The sequence below is a fragment of the Zarconia sp. genome, assembly GCF_057467645.1.
In genome coordinates, this window is the sequence record NZ_JBRJXU010000048.1 from 1 (window position 1) to 16469 (window position 16469).

At 49.8% G+C, this 16469-nt stretch carries 11 protein-coding genes and 1 tRNA gene; 5 read left to right on the top strand and 7 right to left on the bottom strand.

Annotated features, from left to right (window positions below; translation table 11 throughout):
- Positions 1–101: 101 nt before the first annotated feature.
- On the top strand, positions 102–950 hold the full coding sequence (locus tag AC2215_RS06705) for a class I SAM-dependent methyltransferase (protein WP_486809195.1): 849 nt from the start codon (positions 102–104) through the stop codon (positions 948–950).
- 102 nt (positions 951–1052) lie between these two features.
- On the opposite strand, the gene AC2215_RS06710 is transcribed toward AC2215_RS06705, so the two are convergent.
- A complete protein-coding gene (locus AC2215_RS06710; protein WP_486809196.1) occupies positions 1053–5048 on the bottom strand; it encodes a DUF4347 domain-containing protein in 3996 nt (1331 codons plus the stop codon).
- A 1403-nt stretch (positions 5049–6451) separates the two neighbouring features.
- On the opposite strand from AC2215_RS06710, the gene AC2215_RS06715 reads away from it, so the two are divergent.
- Both AC2215_RS06715 and AC2215_RS06720 read left to right on the top strand, forming a co-directional pair.
- Positions 6452–7201, top strand: a complete 750-nt coding sequence (locus AC2215_RS06715; protein ID WP_486809197.1) for a DUF561 domain-containing protein — start codon at positions 6452–6454, stop codon at positions 7199–7201.
- A 172-nt stretch (positions 7202–7373) separates the two neighbouring features.
- Positions 7374–7445, top strand: a tRNA-Gly gene (locus AC2215_RS06720).
- Positions 7446–7767: 322 nt separating this feature from the next.
- Here the strand turns inward: AC2215_RS06720 and AC2215_RS06725 are convergent.
- The 4 genes from AC2215_RS06725 to AC2215_RS06740 form a co-directional block, all read right to left on the bottom strand.
- Positions 7768–8592: a sulfurtransferase gene (locus tag AC2215_RS06725; protein ID WP_486809198.1), complete on the bottom strand. Its 825-nt coding sequence runs from the start codon at positions 8590–8592 to the stop codon at positions 7768–7770.
- 372 nt (positions 8593–8964) lie between these two features.
- Positions 8965–9750, bottom strand: coding sequence for a peroxiredoxin-like family protein (locus AC2215_RS06730; RefSeq protein WP_486809199.1), 786 nt, complete (start codon positions 9748–9750; stop codon positions 8965–8967).
- Between the two features lie 148 nt (positions 9751–9898).
- Entirely contained in the window at positions 9899–10774 is an 876-nt protein-coding gene (locus tag AC2215_RS06735; protein ID WP_486809200.1) for a DMT family transporter, read from the bottom strand.
- A gap of 31 nt (positions 10775–10805) precedes the next feature.
- Positions 10806–11675 (bottom strand): methylated-DNA--[protein]-cysteine S-methyltransferase, encoded by an 870-nt coding sequence (locus AC2215_RS06740; protein ID WP_486809201.1) that lies wholly within the window; start codon positions 11673–11675, stop codon positions 10806–10808.
- Positions 11676–11722: 47 nt separating this feature from the next.
- Here AC2215_RS06740 and AC2215_RS06745 point away from each other — a divergent pair, with 47 nt between their 5' ends.
- The gene (locus tag AC2215_RS06745; RefSeq protein ID WP_486809202.1) at positions 11723–11917 is read left to right on the top strand and encodes a hypothetical protein; all 195 of its coding nucleotides are present in this window, start codon (positions 11723–11725) and stop codon (positions 11915–11917) included.
- A 65-nt stretch (positions 11918–11982) separates the two neighbouring features.
- Here AC2215_RS06745 and ftsH2 read toward each other — a convergent pair whose 3' ends face one another.
- Positions 11983–13869 carry an ATP-dependent zinc metalloprotease FtsH2 gene (gene ftsH2 / locus AC2215_RS06750; RefSeq protein WP_486809203.1) on the bottom strand — a complete coding sequence of 629 codons (1887 nt, stop codon included), beginning with the start codon at positions 13867–13869 and terminating at the stop codon, positions 11983–11985.
- A 702-nt stretch (positions 13870–14571) separates the two neighbouring features.
- On the opposite strand from ftsH2, the gene AC2215_RS06755 reads away from it, so the two are divergent.
- Positions 14572–15507: a polysaccharide deacetylase family protein gene (locus tag AC2215_RS06755; RefSeq protein ID WP_486809204.1), complete on the top strand. Its 936-nt coding sequence runs from the start codon at positions 14572–14574 to the stop codon at positions 15505–15507.
- A gap of 325 nt (positions 15508–15832) precedes the next feature.
- On the opposite strand, the gene AC2215_RS06760 is transcribed toward AC2215_RS06755, so the two are convergent.
- Entirely contained in the window at positions 15833–16426 is a 594-nt protein-coding gene (locus tag AC2215_RS06760) for a hypothetical protein (RefSeq protein ID WP_486809205.1), read from the bottom strand.
- Between the last annotated feature and the right edge of the window lie 43 nt (positions 16427–16469).

Sequence of the window (16469 nt, forward strand, 5' to 3'; positions counted from 1 at the left end):
CACCCCACACCCCATTCCCCATTCCCCGTTCCCCGTTCCCCATTCCCCATGACTGAAAATCTGTAATGAAAAAGGGGGAAACTGCTATAAAACTGACGTTCATGAACGAATCTCAACCAGAAAATAACTGGCAGCGGTGGTACGAGGAACTGACGCAAACTCGACCCTCGGAATGCCGGAAAAATTGGTATGGCGATGTTGCCAGTGCTTACAACCGCACCCGTCCGCGCTATCCTCGAGAAATGGTCGATCGCGCCCTGGAAATTGCGCAATTACCTTCAGATGGGACAATTCTCGAACTCGGTTGCGGTCCGGGTACGGCGACGGTAGACTTTGCCAAATCCGGATTAGGGATGGTTGGCCTCGAACCGAGTGCCGATGCGTGCGAGTTGGCGCGGCAAAACTGCGATCGCTACCCCAATGTGGAAATTCTCAATACTACCTTTGAAGATTGGCCCCTGGAAGCCGGGAAATTTTCGGCGGTTCTGGCAGCGACCTCATTTCACTGGATGCCTCGGGAGATTGCCTGTCGCAAGGCTGCTGCGGCGTTGGGCGATCGCGGTTCTCTGATTTTGCTGTGGAATACGCCTCCTCAGGTCGATCGCGAACTGTTCCAAACTCTGCGCTGCGCCTACCAAACCCATGCTCCAAACCTCGATCGATATGAGGATAAAGCGACCTACGAGGAAAACTTTCGCAGCTTCGGACGCATGGTTCTCGACTCGGGGTATTTCCAAGATTTAGTCACCGAACAACTCACCCGCCACGTCACCTATCCCCTTGACGATTATTTCGGACTGTTGAGTACCTTATCTCCTTATATTGCTTTGGAAGCCGCGCAACGGGAAGCGCTATTTACTCAGTTAAGAGGGATTCTCGAACGACATTGCGGTTCTACCCTCGAACTATTTCATTTTTGTGCGTTGCAGGTGGTTCGGAAAAAATCTTAAGCGCGATCGTTTTTCGTCAATGGTGGAGATGGCTGTTGCAACGCCCAAACCTCCAACCAGAAAGGTCGAAGGCTGAGCGTATCGAGAAAACGAATTGAAGCTTTAGACCGAGATAAAGTCGATCTCGGTGATGGACAAGCTCCGGTTTTCCAAAATTGCCAGGGTTTCATCACCCACAGCAATCTCGGTGTTACCATTCACGACACTCACGGATAGGTTGGCAACGGTTAAGCCGTCCTTCAAACCAATGAAGTCATCCCCGACAGTAAAGTCAGCGATCGTATCTGTCCCGTGGTTGCGATCGAAAACAAACGTATCGCGTCCGGAACCCCCAGAAATTGAGTCGTTGCCTTGTCCGCCTAGGAGCCAGTCGTTGCCTTGTCCGCCTAGGAGCGTATCGTCTTCCCGCTGACCGGCTAAGCGATCGTCTCCAGCGTCCCCAATCAGCAAGTCATTTTGACGACCGCCTCTGAGAAAATCATCGTCATCGCCCCCTTCGAGGGTATCTTCTCCAAAACCGCCTTCAAGAGTGTCGCGTCCGGTTTCTCCAAGAAGCATGTCATTGTCACGACCGCCTCTGAGAAAATCGTCGTCATCACCGCCGTTTAGAGTGTCGTCTCCAAAATTCCCATTTAGAGTATCGCGTCCGGTTTCGCCTATTAGTTCGTCGTTACCGGCATTACCACGGATAAAATCGTTACCGGCATTGCCATTAAGAACATCATTACTATCAGAGCTATTGAAAAAACCAAGTTCGTTATTAGCATTGCCATAAAGAAAATCATCGTCATCACCGCCGTTTAGAATATCTTCTCCGCTATTCCCATATAGAGTATCACTTCCGCTTGAGCCTATTAGTTCATCGTTATCAGCATTACCACGGAGAAAGTCGTCACCGGCATTGCCATTAAGAATATCGTTGTCGCGATTGCCTTTAAGTAAATCGTTTCCATCGCCCCCTTCGAGAGTGTCTTCTCCGAAACCGCCGTTTAGAGTATCATTGTCTGCACCTCCCAAAAGTCGATCTTCTCCAAATTGGCCGTTTAGAGTATCTTCTCCGAAACCGCCATCAACGGTGTCATTTCCTGCCAGAGCGTCGATCGAATCGTTTCCAGAAGTTCCCGTAAGATTGTCGTCACCAGAAGTTGGAGAATCCACCATATCATTTGGAATCAGGACTTCATTAGCATTTTCGAGAAGCCATGCTCCACGTCCGAGAGTACCTGCAACCAAAACATTATCGGTGATGTCGTAGTCAAGATCCCAAACCGGGACATTCGGTAGGTCAGTTCCCACCTGAAACCAATCTGTGAAATCCGTGCTGCTCAGAGATGCAAAAATACCGCGATTGGTTCCGACTGCAATTGCATCATCAAAACTGGGAAGATCGATGAATTCAAGTGACCGAAAGTCTAAATCAAAGCCATCGCGAAAATCTGCGACTAGGTTACCTGTAATTTCGCGCCAGTCAATTTCATTGGCTTCATCAATCTCACCATCTCCGTCATTATCTGCGTTGTCGTTACTCACATCAATTGTGCGGAAGATTTGGTCATCGTCGATCGCAAAAGCACTCATCCAATCATCTCGATCGAGCGCTAGATCTCGGACGAATCCACCCGAATAGTTAGTATTTTCTAATGCCCCATCGGATGTGGTGCGGGCAAATATATCATATCCAGATCCGACGTAAAGTACGTCTGGATTATCTTCCCCATTCCGACGACCACCATAGACGATTGGATCGCCATCGGAGCTATTAACGCCGACACTAAAACCTGTGCCTGTGTTAATAACGGTTACGTTATCACCTTGGTCAAACGATTCGTAGACGTTACTCGCGCCGCCAATCGCGATCCGGTTGGGGTCAACTTCATTGACGACGACTGGTGTGACAAACTGCACATCATCCATGAAACCATTTAAGCCCACAATCGTAGAGCTAACTAGGTTGTTCGAGGCATCATAAACTCGACGAGTGAAAGACCCCAGATTTTGAAAGCTTGAGTAACGCACTGACTGCGAAGAGTTATTCGGATCGACCGATACGGCAACATCGCCTCCATCGGCAGTGGAAACACTATTCCAAGTGGTTGAGCCTTCACTGGTTTGTTGCGTGGTTCCAGTATCTTGATTGCCGCTGATAATAATGTTAGAAATCGTGTCATAGGCAATATCGTGCTGCTCTGTCACCTGTAAATTGCCGATAATCGAGAACCAATCACCATTCGCATTCTGTGGATTCGTACGCCGATAAATCCCACCATCATCAACTTCAATAATGTCACCATTGGCATCGAAAGTCATCTCGCGGGAATCGGCGTGCGGTGCGCTGTTACTAATCGTTCCGCCCCCATTAAATCCACCTTGGCTGTGAGTTAAAGGTTGCCACTGAGGAGAGTTAATATTTGTCGTACTGCCTGGGTTAGTAGCCGTTTGAGTTGTATCTCCCCGAAACAAACGCCCAGAGAAATCATTAGCTCCTATAGCATTTGGAAACGGGAAGTCTTGGCGATCGCCGCCAACATAAACTGTATTTGGATTATTCGGGTCGGCAATAATTGAAAAATGGATACCGCCTTGACCACCGGGTTTTTCCCTGGGATTGAGTCCTTCAAAACCACCATCACTTTCTTGGGTCACTGGCAAATCCATTTCAGTCCAAGTGGGATTGGCGACTGTTGGATTGTCTGTAAATCCGATATAAGAGGGTTGCCCATTTGTCAGAATGGCAGCGTACAACCGACCGTTACTGGCAACTGCCATCTCTGCATTGTTATTACCAAATCTGGTAATCGAGTCATTGAGGCTAGTGTCATTGTCAGATAAGTTGCTCCAACTCACTCCACCATCATCAGACCGAAAAATACCATCGCCTTGAACAGAGACGTAGAAGCGCTGGTTGTCAGTTGGATCGCTTACCAAATCAAAGGCGGCTCCAGAATCGAGTCCGTTGATGCCGGAAATGAAGTTCCAGGTAGCACCGCTGTCGGTACTGCGGTAGACACCGCTACCAATACCTCCACCAAAATTATTCGCGCTAACCAAGATTGTATTTCCGCGAGAAGCAACACCAGAAATGTTTCTTCCCGACAGCAGGGTTTCATCAGCTTCATCAACAAAACCGTCACTATCGTTGTCCGCATTGTCAGCAGTTCCGATCTGAGTCCAGGTCTGTCCTCCATCAGTGGTTTTTAACAGACCTGTTAAAGGACCGCCACGTCGGCCGAAAGAGCTGAAGTGACCAATACCCGCAACGATCGTTTGATGGGTAGGATCGGTCGGATCGAATTCCATTGCGCCAATGGAGTTCCCTGGCAAATCATCAGTAAGCGGTGTCCAGTTAGGGGTGCTGTTAGTTGCATTCGTTGTTTTCCAGATGCCGCCATTGACGGCTCCAGCATACAGGATATCGGCATTGTCCGGGTGAGCTAGTACCGTATGAATGGCTCCAATTACCTCGTCATTAGGCTGAACGTTTTCAACTTGCCCGTTCTGTGCCGGACTCGGTCCTTGGGCGATCCACTGTCCTTTGGGAGTTGCAAAAACTGAGCCATAAGCGGCTCGTACTTCTGCCTGAAATACCAATGGAACTTCAATATGACGGGTCATCATCTCCAGTGTCCAATCCCCACCTAGTGCAGCAGAACCCGTGCGGTTTGCAGAAGCAGCAATCTCAGCCCCTGTCAGGCGATGTAACTTCTCGATCAACTCAGCCCCGGCATCCCCAGCAGCAACGTTGCAACCGTAGAGAAGGAGGGAGGGAGACAACCAGGTTTGTAAGTCACTGGCGTAACCGTCGAGAGTATTCAAACTTAGTTGAGAGTTACCCAAGTACAAACAACCGGGGGAACCGTGGGAAACGATGTGAATGCTGGCAAAGTCCGGATAACTTCGCAAGCGTTCGGTTATTTGCGTCACCCCATCCCGCATTGAGTCCAGCAGTACCACTTCAACTCCCGAAACCACCCCAGCCATCAGACTGGAATAATCGTCTACAGAGGTGTCGACAAAAACGATCGCCCCATTTGCTCGAATGTCGTCAAGATCAGTTGAAACGCGGTCTGAGTTCAATTCCTGATGCTCTTGAATGTTCATGGTGATTCTCTCTTGAGATCATGTGTCTCGAAGCAGCGAAATCCGTCTATTTCCCCATCAAAAACCTACGAACCTATCTGGTGAGTTCGTTCAAACGTTTGCCATTCAAAGAGTTGAAATGTTCTGCCAACTCTCAGTGATTTAGACCAATACCTTAGACAAGTAATGTTGATGCCCTGAGAGCGCCTGTGCCTCTAAATCCGTGGATTTAGAATACCGCTAAGGGTTGGGATTGCAATCGTCTGGATATCTGTGCGCTAGAGATTTCAGTCCGACAATCCATCTATATATTTTCTCTGCAAAGCTATACGAAATTCTCCCTTTTCCGATCGAGAGTCGATCGCATAATTAGAATAAATTTTCCGAAGATCGGAACCCTCAAACTCTGGAAATTTTGTTCTCAATTATGGTACCCAATAGGCTACGTTTTTCGGGAATATTTTGGAGAGTAACAAACTAAACAATTTCAATTCAGGAGACTTACCCCGATCTGTTCATTGGTAGATAAAACGTGTAAGCTCCGATGCTAATAAAACTCGAAAGCCAGATATGCAATGCAGCTTAGAGGGGATTTTGCTGCCGGATATGAGAATGAATATTGACATAATCGATTACTAAGCACTAGAGAATTTAAGTTTTCTTGTCACAAATAATATACAAACAGAACCAGTATGAAGAAATAGAAAAATTTACGAAGATGGCTTCCACTTCGATTGGAGGTTAATCAGTATCTTTATCGACTCAGAAGCTAAAAATATCAAGAATAAATATAGTTCGATCGCTTTTTTCTGAATTCCCCTTAAACTTCCCAGTTTTTGTCCAAAGTTCTACAGGTCTTATTGATTCCATGCCCCGACACATTCCGTAAATTTACGCAAAACATGAGGGTTGACAAATTCACCACCAATCTATCTCAAGCTCGGGCTTCAACAAGGTGGGTCGAAACGCTGTAAGAGTAGGAGCAGATCGAAACGATCGGGGGGATTCTCAAACGACATTGCGCTTCCAGCCTCGAACTGTTTCATTTTTGTGCCTTGCAGGTGGTTCGCAAAATATAAGCTCGATCGAATCTCCCGCACAGAGGACCTGTCACTTGAGAATCATCTGGCAACATCGTACTGATGCCCTGAGGGCAAATATGAAAAATCGGGCAAGGAAAAATCTTCCTTTTGCCCGAAGTAGGGAACTCAATCTGACAGACTACTTCTAGTGTGCGGGTTTTGAAAACGTTTGACAGTGCCCGCAGGGGGTACTCTTTCTTCTAGGTCAAAATCGACCGATCTTCTCGTGCCATGACCCCAGCCATCGGAACTTGCGCCTGAGGTTAAAAAACAACAATAGGCGATCGCCAACTCCTGCCGCCATGTCACAATATTTGTTTGACGTAAGTCCCGTGCAAAATTATGACGATACATTCCCAGCTACAGCCCGCCTTCGATCGCGGAACTGCCCTCAAAGTCATTAGCGGTTTAACCAACTTCGATCGCGATCGGGTGGCGTTTACCGTCAAAGCTGCAGAAGCCGGAGGTGCGACCTTTGTCGATATTGCCGCCTCAGCCGACTTGGTCCGTCTGGCAAAGAGTTTGACCTCGCTTCCCATCTGCGTTTCAGCCGTGGAACCGGAAAAGTTTGTCAGTGCGGTGGAAGCCGGGGCCGATTTAATCGAAATTGGGAACTTTGATGCTTTCTACGCCCGAGGCATGCGTTTTGAAGCGCCCCAGGTGTTGCAACTGACCGAGCAGACCCGCGCCCTCTTGCCGGATATTACTCTCTCCGTCACCGTTCCCCATATCCTTGCCTTCGACGAGCAGGTACAGCTGGCAGAAGCTTTGGTGCGTGCTGGTGCGGACATCATCCAAACCGAAGGGGGAACCAGCAGCCAACCCACCCACGCTGGAACTCTGGGGCTGATTGAAAAAGCTGCCCCCACCCTCGCCGCCGCCCGCGAAATTTCCCAGACCGTGTCGGTTCCGGTGTTGTGTGCTTCGGGTATTTCCAGCGTCACCGCACCCATGGCGATCGCCGCTGGTGCTTCTGGGGTAGGCGTCGGTTCGGCTATCAATCGTCTCGATAGCGAAGTCGCTGCGATCGCCACCGTTCGCAGTCTGGTTGCCGCCCTCGATAGCGTTCGCCGCACGGCTGTCATTCGGTAAACGAAGAAGACTCAACCCATTTAGGGGCTAAGCATTTGGGCGATCCATTCCGGGTCGCACCTACGGTTTGATTTCCCAATGCTTCGTCCCGAACAACGAGGGAAAAAGAAATTTTCGAGCGAGGTTGACATGGGTGTATTTTTTTGTCAGTATAGAAAGGTACTCAAATTTCGCGGGTATAGCTCAGTGGTAGAGCGTCACCTTGCCAAGGTGAATGTCGCGCGTTCGAATCGCGTTACCCGCTTTAAAAGCTTAAAAATCTTTAAGTAAGTCTGTCGTTTTAAGATACAGGCGGGGGTAGGTAAATGTCGATCCCTGTTTTTGTCTTTGTAATGTATAGCCGTCGCCACTTTAGTGAGGATACTTCGATCGTCTTATAGCAGTCGCTATTCGAGTTCAGACAACACCAGTCAATTGTGTAATTCGCCCGAAGTCTTTCCCCTCGTACTCCCGAAGCCCACCTTCACAAGTGTCCTAATTGCTATGGCGACGGCTATACCAGCTCCCTGCGCTCCCCCCGCTCATCCTCACGATACCCTAACTGGTCTAGCAACTGGTATAACAGACTACTCCTCAACGAGATAAGAACACCAATCGCTCCAACTTCCGGCGTAGAGCTTCGTCTTCTCAATCCCAGCTAAATGTAGGGAAAGTAAGTTGACGCAAGCGGTAATTCCAGAACCGCAGTAGACAACAATCTCCTCAGCCGAAGCTGTTTCTTGCCAGCGATCGCGCTGTGCATCCATCGATTTTGCCAACCCGGTGTCATCGGTAACTCCTTGCCAGAAATAATTGACCGCACCGGGAATGCTACCCGCGATGGGATCGATGGGTTCTGTTTCTCCGCGATAGCGTTCGGGCGATCGCGAATCAACCAGCATCACCTCTGGCAAATCCTTCCTCGCTTTCACCGTATCGATATCCACCACCCACTCTGGGTGCAAATTCACCTCAAACTTCCCCGGTGTGGCGACCGATCGATCGCTACTGGTGGGATATCCTGCCTGCTGCCAACTTGAAAATCCCCCATCGAGGACGGCAACCTTCTCGTGTCCCAAATACCGCAGCAGCCACCACAAGCGGGAGGCAAAGGCAAAGCGGGAATCGTCGTAGGCGATGACTTGGGTTTGGGAGGAGGTAATGCCAATTTTTTCGAGTTTCTCGGCAAATTCCGAAGGATTTGGGAGGGGATGCCGTCCGCCATGCTTACCCACGGGACTGGAGAGATCGCGATTCAGGTGGAGGTAAAACGCACCGGGAATATGGCGGGTTTGATACTGCTCGTGTCCCAGTTCCGGTTCGGGGAGGGAAAATCGGCAATCGATAACGACAATATCGGGATCGTCGAGATGTTGGGAAAGCCATTGGGGAGATACGATTGAGTCGGTCATTTGAATTCGTGAGTCGATTGAGGGTCAGTGCGATCGACAGTCATGTTTCGTCCGCAACTCGACCATCGATTCTAAATTATTCTATGGCGATTGAGGGCGCGATCGCGCGATCGCAAATTGCTCGCAGTGCCTTCTACGCGAAAAAACAAGCAATAACTATAGCAATTGGATACTATTCCCAATCAACGATTGAAGGGATTGAGTGTGTGAGAGTCCGGGTGAAAATAGAACGAGACGATCGAACTGAGTTTGGTAGGTGCACGGATGCGAAAATATTCACACTATTGTTCTCTTCTAAAATTTTTTCTAAGATTTTTATCTTCTAGAGAATTAGTAGCCATGGGTTTAGACTTAAACCCATGGCTGCAGAAACTAAAACCCGTCCTTTGAATCCAGGGATAGAAAAGACAGAGGACGACTCATATTTTCCGCAAAACCGAGAATGCCCCGATCTCGATGTGAGTAGAGCAAATTTCCTTGACCATCAAACAAGAAAGTGCCACCTCGTTGGGTCATATACGCAGCATTGGGGACATACGTTTTCCAGTTTCCGAGCACTTCGGTCATGTTCCGCAGTCGCAAAGTGGCCAGTTCAAAGGGACGCTGAAACCCACTCCCTCCTGCCCTGTTGAACAATGAACCTTTAAAAGCCGGTAATGGTCCAGCCTTAATCGTTTCTCGATCGTCAATTAATTGGGGGGCTTGCCTGTCACCTCGATAACCGCGAAACACTTCGGCCAAAGTCCCCGGACTGCCTATTCCGGCACACATTAACATTAAGTTGAGCCAAGCATTTTGCCCCCTCGATAAACCGGGTAATTTTAACGATAACCCTCGATAAAGTTCTAATTGTTGGTGCAGTTGGGCCGTGGGATCTACAAATAGCCACTCTGGGGGAAATCCGGTGTAGTCGCAAAATTTTAATCCCGAATTGCGATCGCCAATTCCCACCGCCCGAATCGTAATGCCCTGGGATTGTAGTGTTTGCGCTTCTCGTTGCAGGCACCAAGCATATTCGAGACTATCGAAATCCCCCAATTGCGACCACACTAAGATCAGGAGGCGATCGGCCGATTCACAATTACTGAGGATAGGAACAGTGGCGCGATCGCTCGCTCTTTGGCGCTGGGTTTCTTTGAAAATCGTGTAAGGATTCATGGTAAAAGCGAAAATCGATCGTAAGAATTTTACCCTCATCACCGCTCTGGCGCGATGGATTAGTTCCCTAACCTGGATTATTATCGAACGAAACCGTGAAATTCCAGTGAGAAAAACTGTCCGCTCTACGTTTGACGACCTTGAAACTTCACGAGCGCCGCAAACTGACAAATAAATCGTTGGCGATCGCCGTTCCGAGCAATACGAACGCGCAACCGACGATGGTTGAGAGGGTGATGGCTTCCCCCAGAATAATTGCTCCCCAAAATATGGCAAACAGGGGAATCAGATACGCAACGGTCAGGGTTTTGGTCGAGCCAACGTTTTGCAGCAACCGCAAATAGAGAATATAGGCCAACACCGTTGAGAGAAGAGAGAGGGCAATGGTGGATGCAACAACCGTTACGGAGGGAATGACCTGAGGTACGGTAAACGGCAGCAGGGGTAGCAGAAGCAATGCTGCCCCCAGAAAACTGCCGCTGGTTACTACCAACGGTGGAATTTCGCCGAGTTTGTATTTGATAATAGGAGCGCCAATGGCATACATCAACGCTGCAAGTAATCCAGCGGCGACGGCCAGGAAAAAACTGGCTTCGGCAGAAACAGTCTTCCATCCGACCAAAACGACTACCCCTGTAAATCCCAAAACGAAGCCGAGGATACGGGCGATGGTTAACTTCTCCTTCAGCCATAGGGAAGCGACGACGATCCCAAATAGAGGCGTGGTGGCATTCAAAATTGAGGTAAATCCCGCCGGGAGAAAGCTCGCGGCAAATGCAAACAGGGAGTAAGGAACCGCAGCATTCAAACCGCCGATGAAGATGAGAGTGGGAAAATGTTGGCGAATTTGACCCAAAAGCTGCAATCGCGCCAAAATCGGCAGTAACACCAAACCGGCAAATAAGACTCGAAATTCAATTAACCAAACCGGTCCCAACACCGGGGCGGCAACACGCATAAATAGAAATGAAGCCCCCCAGAGTGCGGCTAGCAGTAATAATTGGATGAAATCTGAGACTCTCACGATGCACCTACTTCAATTTCCGATTCAATTTCTAAACCTGTAAATTCTGGTTTTGTCGGGCTTCCCAATCCAGAAGAACCGCCTTACGCTCGACTCCCCATCGATAGCCGCCCATTTCCCCAGATTCTCGAATCACTCGATGGCAGGGAATGATGTAACCCACGGGATTTTGACCCAAGGCGTTCCCCACAGCGCGCGCCGCAGTCGGTTTTCCTATGGATTGGGCCAAGCTACCATAGGTGGTGGTGTCGCCGAAGGAAACTCTCAAAAGTGCCCGCCACACTTGGATTTGAAAATTCGTACCTTTGACGTGAAGAACCAGAGTCGGGCAACGGTTTGCCACTCGATCGAAGATGCGATCGCAAATTTTTTGGGTGGCTTGGGGAGCGCGAAGGATTTCGGCTGCGGGCCATTCGAGTTGCAAGTCACCTGCGGCGGCTTCTTCGTCTCCGTCGAGGAAATGCAGGTTACAGATGCCGCGCGCTGTTGTCGCAATCAGGCAATTTCCAAATGGGGTTGGATGAACACCGTAGCGAATTTGTAACCCCACCCCTCCAGCTTTAAATTCACCGGGCGACATCGCTTCGAGGGAAACAAATAGATCGTGCAACCGTCCCGGACTCGATAATCCCACATCTTCTGTGAGATCTAAGAGGCTTTTCGCACTGGCTATTTTGGATTTTGCCCGTTCGACGGTGAGATTTTGCAAGAAACGCTTGGGACTGATACCTGCCCATTTGGTAAACAAGCGTTGAAAGTAAGATTCGCTCAAATGAACCTGTTCGGCAACCGTTTTTAGGTCGGGTCTATCTCGATAGTTTTGCCGCATAAACGCGATCGCTTTGGCAATTCGTTCGTGGGTTTCGCGATTTTCAGCGATCGTCTCGATCGAGGTTTTCATACCCTCAGCTCCCTCCTACCTCATCACATCGAGCGCCACGTCTGCAGATGAGAGCGAGCCGCGCAACCCCGATCGCAATTCTCAGATCGGATGCGATCGGTCTTGTCGTAACCGTTTCCCAATACCGGAGGCGAAGCGCCATCACCCTTCAATGTATCGGTCGCTGCGATCGGATGCCACCCATTTCTTGTCGTATCGGCATTCAGCCAAAAAAAGGGATTCGCACCGGCGAACCCCCTTGACGTCCTATTGAGTTTTCAATCTGGGGAAAGGGCGATCGCCAATCCCACTTCTATCAATCGAGCGATTACAGCTGAGGCACGTACTGTTCTTTATCGGGAACCTCAGTGTATTCGGCCACGATTTGGCGGAACTCTTCGCCATCGATGGTTTCTTTCTCGATGAGCAAGTCCACCAAGCGATCGACGGCCGAGCGGTTGTCCTGTACGATTTGCACGGTTTCTTTGTAGCAATGCTCGACAATTTCCCGAACTTGGGCGTCAATGCGAGAGGCAATTTTTTCCGAATACTCGGAGCGCGTCATCAAGTCGCGACCCAAGAATACCTCACCTTGCTGGCTTTCGAGAGACAGCGGTCCCAAATCTGACATTCCGAAGCGCGTCACCATCTGACGAGCCATTCCCGTCACCTGCTGCAAGTCGTTCCCCGCACCGGTGGTGACTTCCGAATCGCCGAAAATAGCTTCTTCCGCAGCGCGACCACCTAACGCACCCTTGATGCGGGCGAGAATTTGAGCGCGGGAAATCAGGGTTTGGTCTTCAGCCGGGGTAAACCAGGTTAGACCTTGGGCTTGTCCTCGGGGAATGAGGGTAACTTTCTGCACCGGATCGTGAGCTTTAAGCAGGGTCCCGACGATGGCGTGACCGACTTCGTGATAGGCAATCAAGCGCTTGCTCTTGCTATCGACGAGGGGCGTACCTTCCATCCCGGCAACGACTCGATCGACTGCATCGTCGATTTCGGCCATGGTGATGGCTTCTTTGCGACGGCGTGCGGTGAGAATGGCGGCTTCGTTGAGCAAGTTGGCCAAATCCGCACCGGTAAAGCCGGGGGTGCGACGGGCGATCGCTTCTAAAGCGATTTCATCGGACAGCTTCTTATTGCGAGCGTGAACTTCCAGAACCGAGAGACGACCCTTAATGTCGGGGGCATCTACTGTCACTTGGCGATCGAAACGTCCCGGACGCAGCAGCGCCGAATCGAGCACGTCGGGACGGTTGGTGGCGGCAATAATGATAATGCCGGTGTTGCCCTCGAAGCCGTCCATTTCCGTGAGGAGTTGGTTTAGGGTTTGTTCCCGTTCGTCGTTACCGCCACCGATACCGGCACCGCGCTGACGTCCAACGGCGTCGATTTCATCGATGAAGATGATGCAAGGTGCGTTTTCCTTGGCTTTCTTAAATAGGTCGCGAACGCGGGACGCACCTACCCCAACGAACATCTCCACAAATTCCGAACCGGAGATGCTGAAGAAAGGTACACCGGCTTCACCCGCAATGGCTTTAGCGAGGAGGGTTTTACCCGTTCCAGGAGGGCCAACCAGCAGCACGCCTTTAGGAATTCTGGCGCCAACGGCGGTGAAGCGTTCGGGCTTTTTGAGGAAGGTCACGACTTCTTGCAGTTCTTCCTTGGCTTCTTCGATTCCAGCGACGTCATCGAAGAGAACGCCGGTTTTGGCTTCCATCTGGAAACGCGCTTTCGATTTGCCGAAGTTCATCGCCTGGCCGGGACCGCCGGGAGCGTTACCCGAACGACGGAACAGGAAGAACAAACCGACGATTAAGAGGAAGGGAAACACCAAATTTCCCAACAATCCCCAAATCGCGCCATCGTTGCGGATGGGGTGGGTATCGAAGTTGATGTCGGATGCCCGAAGCTGAGCGATCAGTTCCGGGGAGTTGCTGGGAAGATCGACCCGCAGCCGTTGCAGGCGGTTGTCGAGTTGGGGATCGATCGCCTCGACGATCGCCGTGCGTCCCCCTTCATACAGGTCAACGCTGGTAATGCGTCCGGCATTCAGGTAGTCTAGGAACCGTCCGTAGCTCATGCGAGTGGCGGCGGCATTGTTACCAGCGGCAACTGTCGTCGAACCGAACGCACCCTGCCATAGGAAGAACCCGATAACCAGAACCGGTAGGGCCCACAATAATATAACTCTCCAAGAAGATTTCATCGGCGATCGCCTCTATATCACAATTAAAAACCGTTACTCGCTCTACGAGATGTAAAGCAAATTTTACTTAGCCTCTATTCTAATGAATGATGCTAAAGCCACAGCTTTGACTCTGGGAACCTTATAGGCTGTAAGCTCAATCGCAATTGAGTCAAGCGAATGTAGCAGCTTGCTAATATTCTTAACTAAATTTAACATAGTTTACCGATCGGGGGAACCGGGCGCTTGCAATGGACAATTGAGAATCAACAATTAACAATGGATTAAGGGCGACGCTTTCCCCCCTCACCCCATATCTCCATCCCCCCGAGAGACCCGAATTTTTTGAGACGGCGACAGAATTGTTCGGATAACGGGGTAAATTATTCATAGTCCAGCCCAATAGACGTCGCAAACCAGTCGTGTTGCTCGTCAGGTTGTCTCTTCCGAGAGCGAGCCAATGAGTGTTGCCGTGCCGAAGCTGTTTGCGCGAAACCCAAAATAATGAAGCATTTGCGGAATGTTCCTCATGGGACTGGATGCTAATAGTGGACTCGTCTTTTAGGTGGTCGTTGACTGCGAACTTGTGCGAAGATACCCCAAGCTCGAACGTTAAAACTCGATCGAGTCATCTCGTGCGGCTACCGCAGATTCACCCCAAGTCTGGTTAACAGATTGAGACATCTGTCACCCAACCCGATCTCGACATAGACCGATCTTTCTATGACATACCGAAACCGACCCCTCCGGCAGCGCCATCCTCTACGAAACCTTTTTCTCTTTACAGGTATCGCCAATCTCAGTGCTTTGCTATTGGCATTTCAACCCTTGCCTCAGAAGCTATTTGCTTTTAGCAAGCCGTCCGTACCGGATGAAGCTCCAACTTATCCCCTACCCTCAGACGTGCCGATGCTCAAAGGAGCAGTGGCAAGTCAACTCGAGACCATCGACGCTCAACTGGTTCTGTTGGAAGCTTCTTTGACTCCTGCCAATAGTTATGCGATTCCGGCTCAGTTCCAGGGACAAACCTTTGAAAAAGTTGAGTTGCTCAGCGGTGAGAAAGTCGTCGCGTTGACCTTTGACGACGGTCCGATGCCCGATACGCCCCGCGTGTTGGATATTTTGAAGAAGTACCAAATCCCCAGTACCTTTTTCGTCGTCGGCAGTCATATGGAAGCCTATCCCGACTTGATGAAGCGAATCGTGGAAGAAGGTCACGCCGTGGGCAATCATACCTGGCACCATGACTATCACGTCATCGATGATGCGACGGCTGCCGCAGAACTCGGACGCACGGCGGATCTTCTCAAGGAGTTAACAGGGGTACAAACTCGGCTGTTCCGTCCGCCGGGAGGCGTTCTGACTAATGGTTTAGTGGACTATGCAGCTCGAAATAATTACGCGGTGGCGATGTGGTCTTTGGATAGTCTCGACTATAGGTTAAATATCGGGGGAATTGCCGAGCGGGTGATTGGGGGCATCCATCCTGGGGCACTCGTCCTTTTACACGATGGAGGGGGTCCGCGAGAGGCGACGGTACAGGCGCTGCCGCAGATTATTGAGGCGCTGCAAAAACAAGGCTATCGGTTTGTTACCCTACCGCAATTGTTGCGGATGAAAGCAGAGGAAACCAAGAAAGCAGAAGCCGGAACCTTGTAGAATCCATTTGAGATCGGCGCTTGTATTCAACAGCCACTAGTCGTCAACCTGAGTTGGTGAGGGGATATCTGCCCCGGTGACCGTGGCAGCCAAAGTGGTATGGCTATAGCAGTTCGCGCCGGTTTCGTTACACATTTTCAATCATGGGGAATGGGGAATGGAAAAAACCTATTTCTTCGATTCGTATAGATGAACTGCGGGGAGAGAAAAGTGCATGTCAATGAGATGAGTCTCTGCCATCGCCGCTTAATTGTGGGTGTTTACCCCGACTTGATATCAGGCGGGGCTTTGGGTGGCGATCGTCAAATGTTATGAATCGTGTCGGTTAACTCGTTTTGTTCTTCACCAACCCAAGTACTCCAAAACCGAGAAAAGAGAATAACGCAGCAGTACTTCCCGGTTCGGGAACGGATGTATTGATTACTTCGCTATAGGTAACGATTCCCGAGCCATTGACTCGCATTGAATTTCCTAACCAAATCGTTTCACCATACATAAAGCGATCGTCAAATAAAGAGAAAGCATTATTTTCTCCGTTACCAATCGGACCGGGGGCATAAAATAGCGCTAAACTTTGCCGTGTTTCGTCCCAAACTGGAACGGCAAAAGTAAATACATTTTCAAAACCATTTTGAGGAAAACTATCAGGAAGAAACTCGGAGAATCCAGGAAAATTAAACGAAAAATCCGTTAATGCAAAACCTGTATTACCCCAAAATTGGTAAATTTGTTTGTCGTCGTAGCTAAAATATCCTTGAAATTCCTGTCCGGAATAGATTCCATCTCCCCATATTCCTCCCTGAATCTGAACGGAAAACGATCGAGTAAAGATTTCCGCTCGAACGGGGATTGGACTCAAGGCGATCGAACCAACAATAAAACTGGTGGCAACGGTTAGAAAATTAAAACGAATTTTCATAGGTCAAGGTGAACTTCTAAATCATTTTGGGATGAGTGTCGCA

What these genes read in the sequence shown, in the direction of transcription:
- AC2215_RS06705 (WP_486809195.1), top strand. Translation starts at nt 102, where the DNA reads ATGAACGAATCTCAACCAGAAAATAACTGGCAGCGGTGGTACGAGGAA.
- ftsH2 (WP_486809203.1), bottom strand. Translation starts at nt 13,869, where the DNA reads ATGAAATCTTCTTGGAGAGTTATATTATTGTGGGCCCTACCGGTTCTG.
- AC2215_RS06725 (WP_486809198.1), bottom strand. Translation starts at nt 8,592, where the DNA reads ATGACCGACTCAATCGTATCTCCCCAATGGCTTTCCCAACATCTCGAC.
- AC2215_RS06740 (WP_486809201.1), bottom strand. Translation starts at nt 11,675, where the DNA reads ATGAAAACCTCGATCGAGACGATCGCTGAAAATCGCGAAACCCACGAA.
- AC2215_RS06755 (WP_486809204.1), top strand. Translation starts at nt 14,572, where the DNA reads ATGACATACCGAAACCGACCCCTCCGGCAGCGCCATCCTCTACGAAAC.
- AC2215_RS06760 (WP_486809205.1), bottom strand. Translation starts at nt 16,426, where the DNA reads ATGAAAATTCGTTTTAATTTTCTAACCGTTGCCACCAGTTTTATTGTT.
- AC2215_RS06710 (WP_486809196.1), bottom strand. Translation starts at nt 5,048, where the DNA reads ATGAACATTCAAGAGCATCAGGAATTGAACTCAGACCGCGTTTCAACT.
- AC2215_RS06715 (WP_486809197.1), top strand. Translation starts at nt 6,452, where the DNA reads ATGACGATACATTCCCAGCTACAGCCCGCCTTCGATCGCGGAACTGCC.
- AC2215_RS06730 (WP_486809199.1), bottom strand. Translation starts at nt 9,750, where the DNA reads ATGAATCCTTACACGATTTTCAAAGAAACCCAGCGCCAAAGAGCGAGC.
- AC2215_RS06745 (WP_486809202.1), top strand. Translation starts at nt 11,723, where the DNA reads ATGAGAGCGAGCCGCGCAACCCCGATCGCAATTCTCAGATCGGATGCG.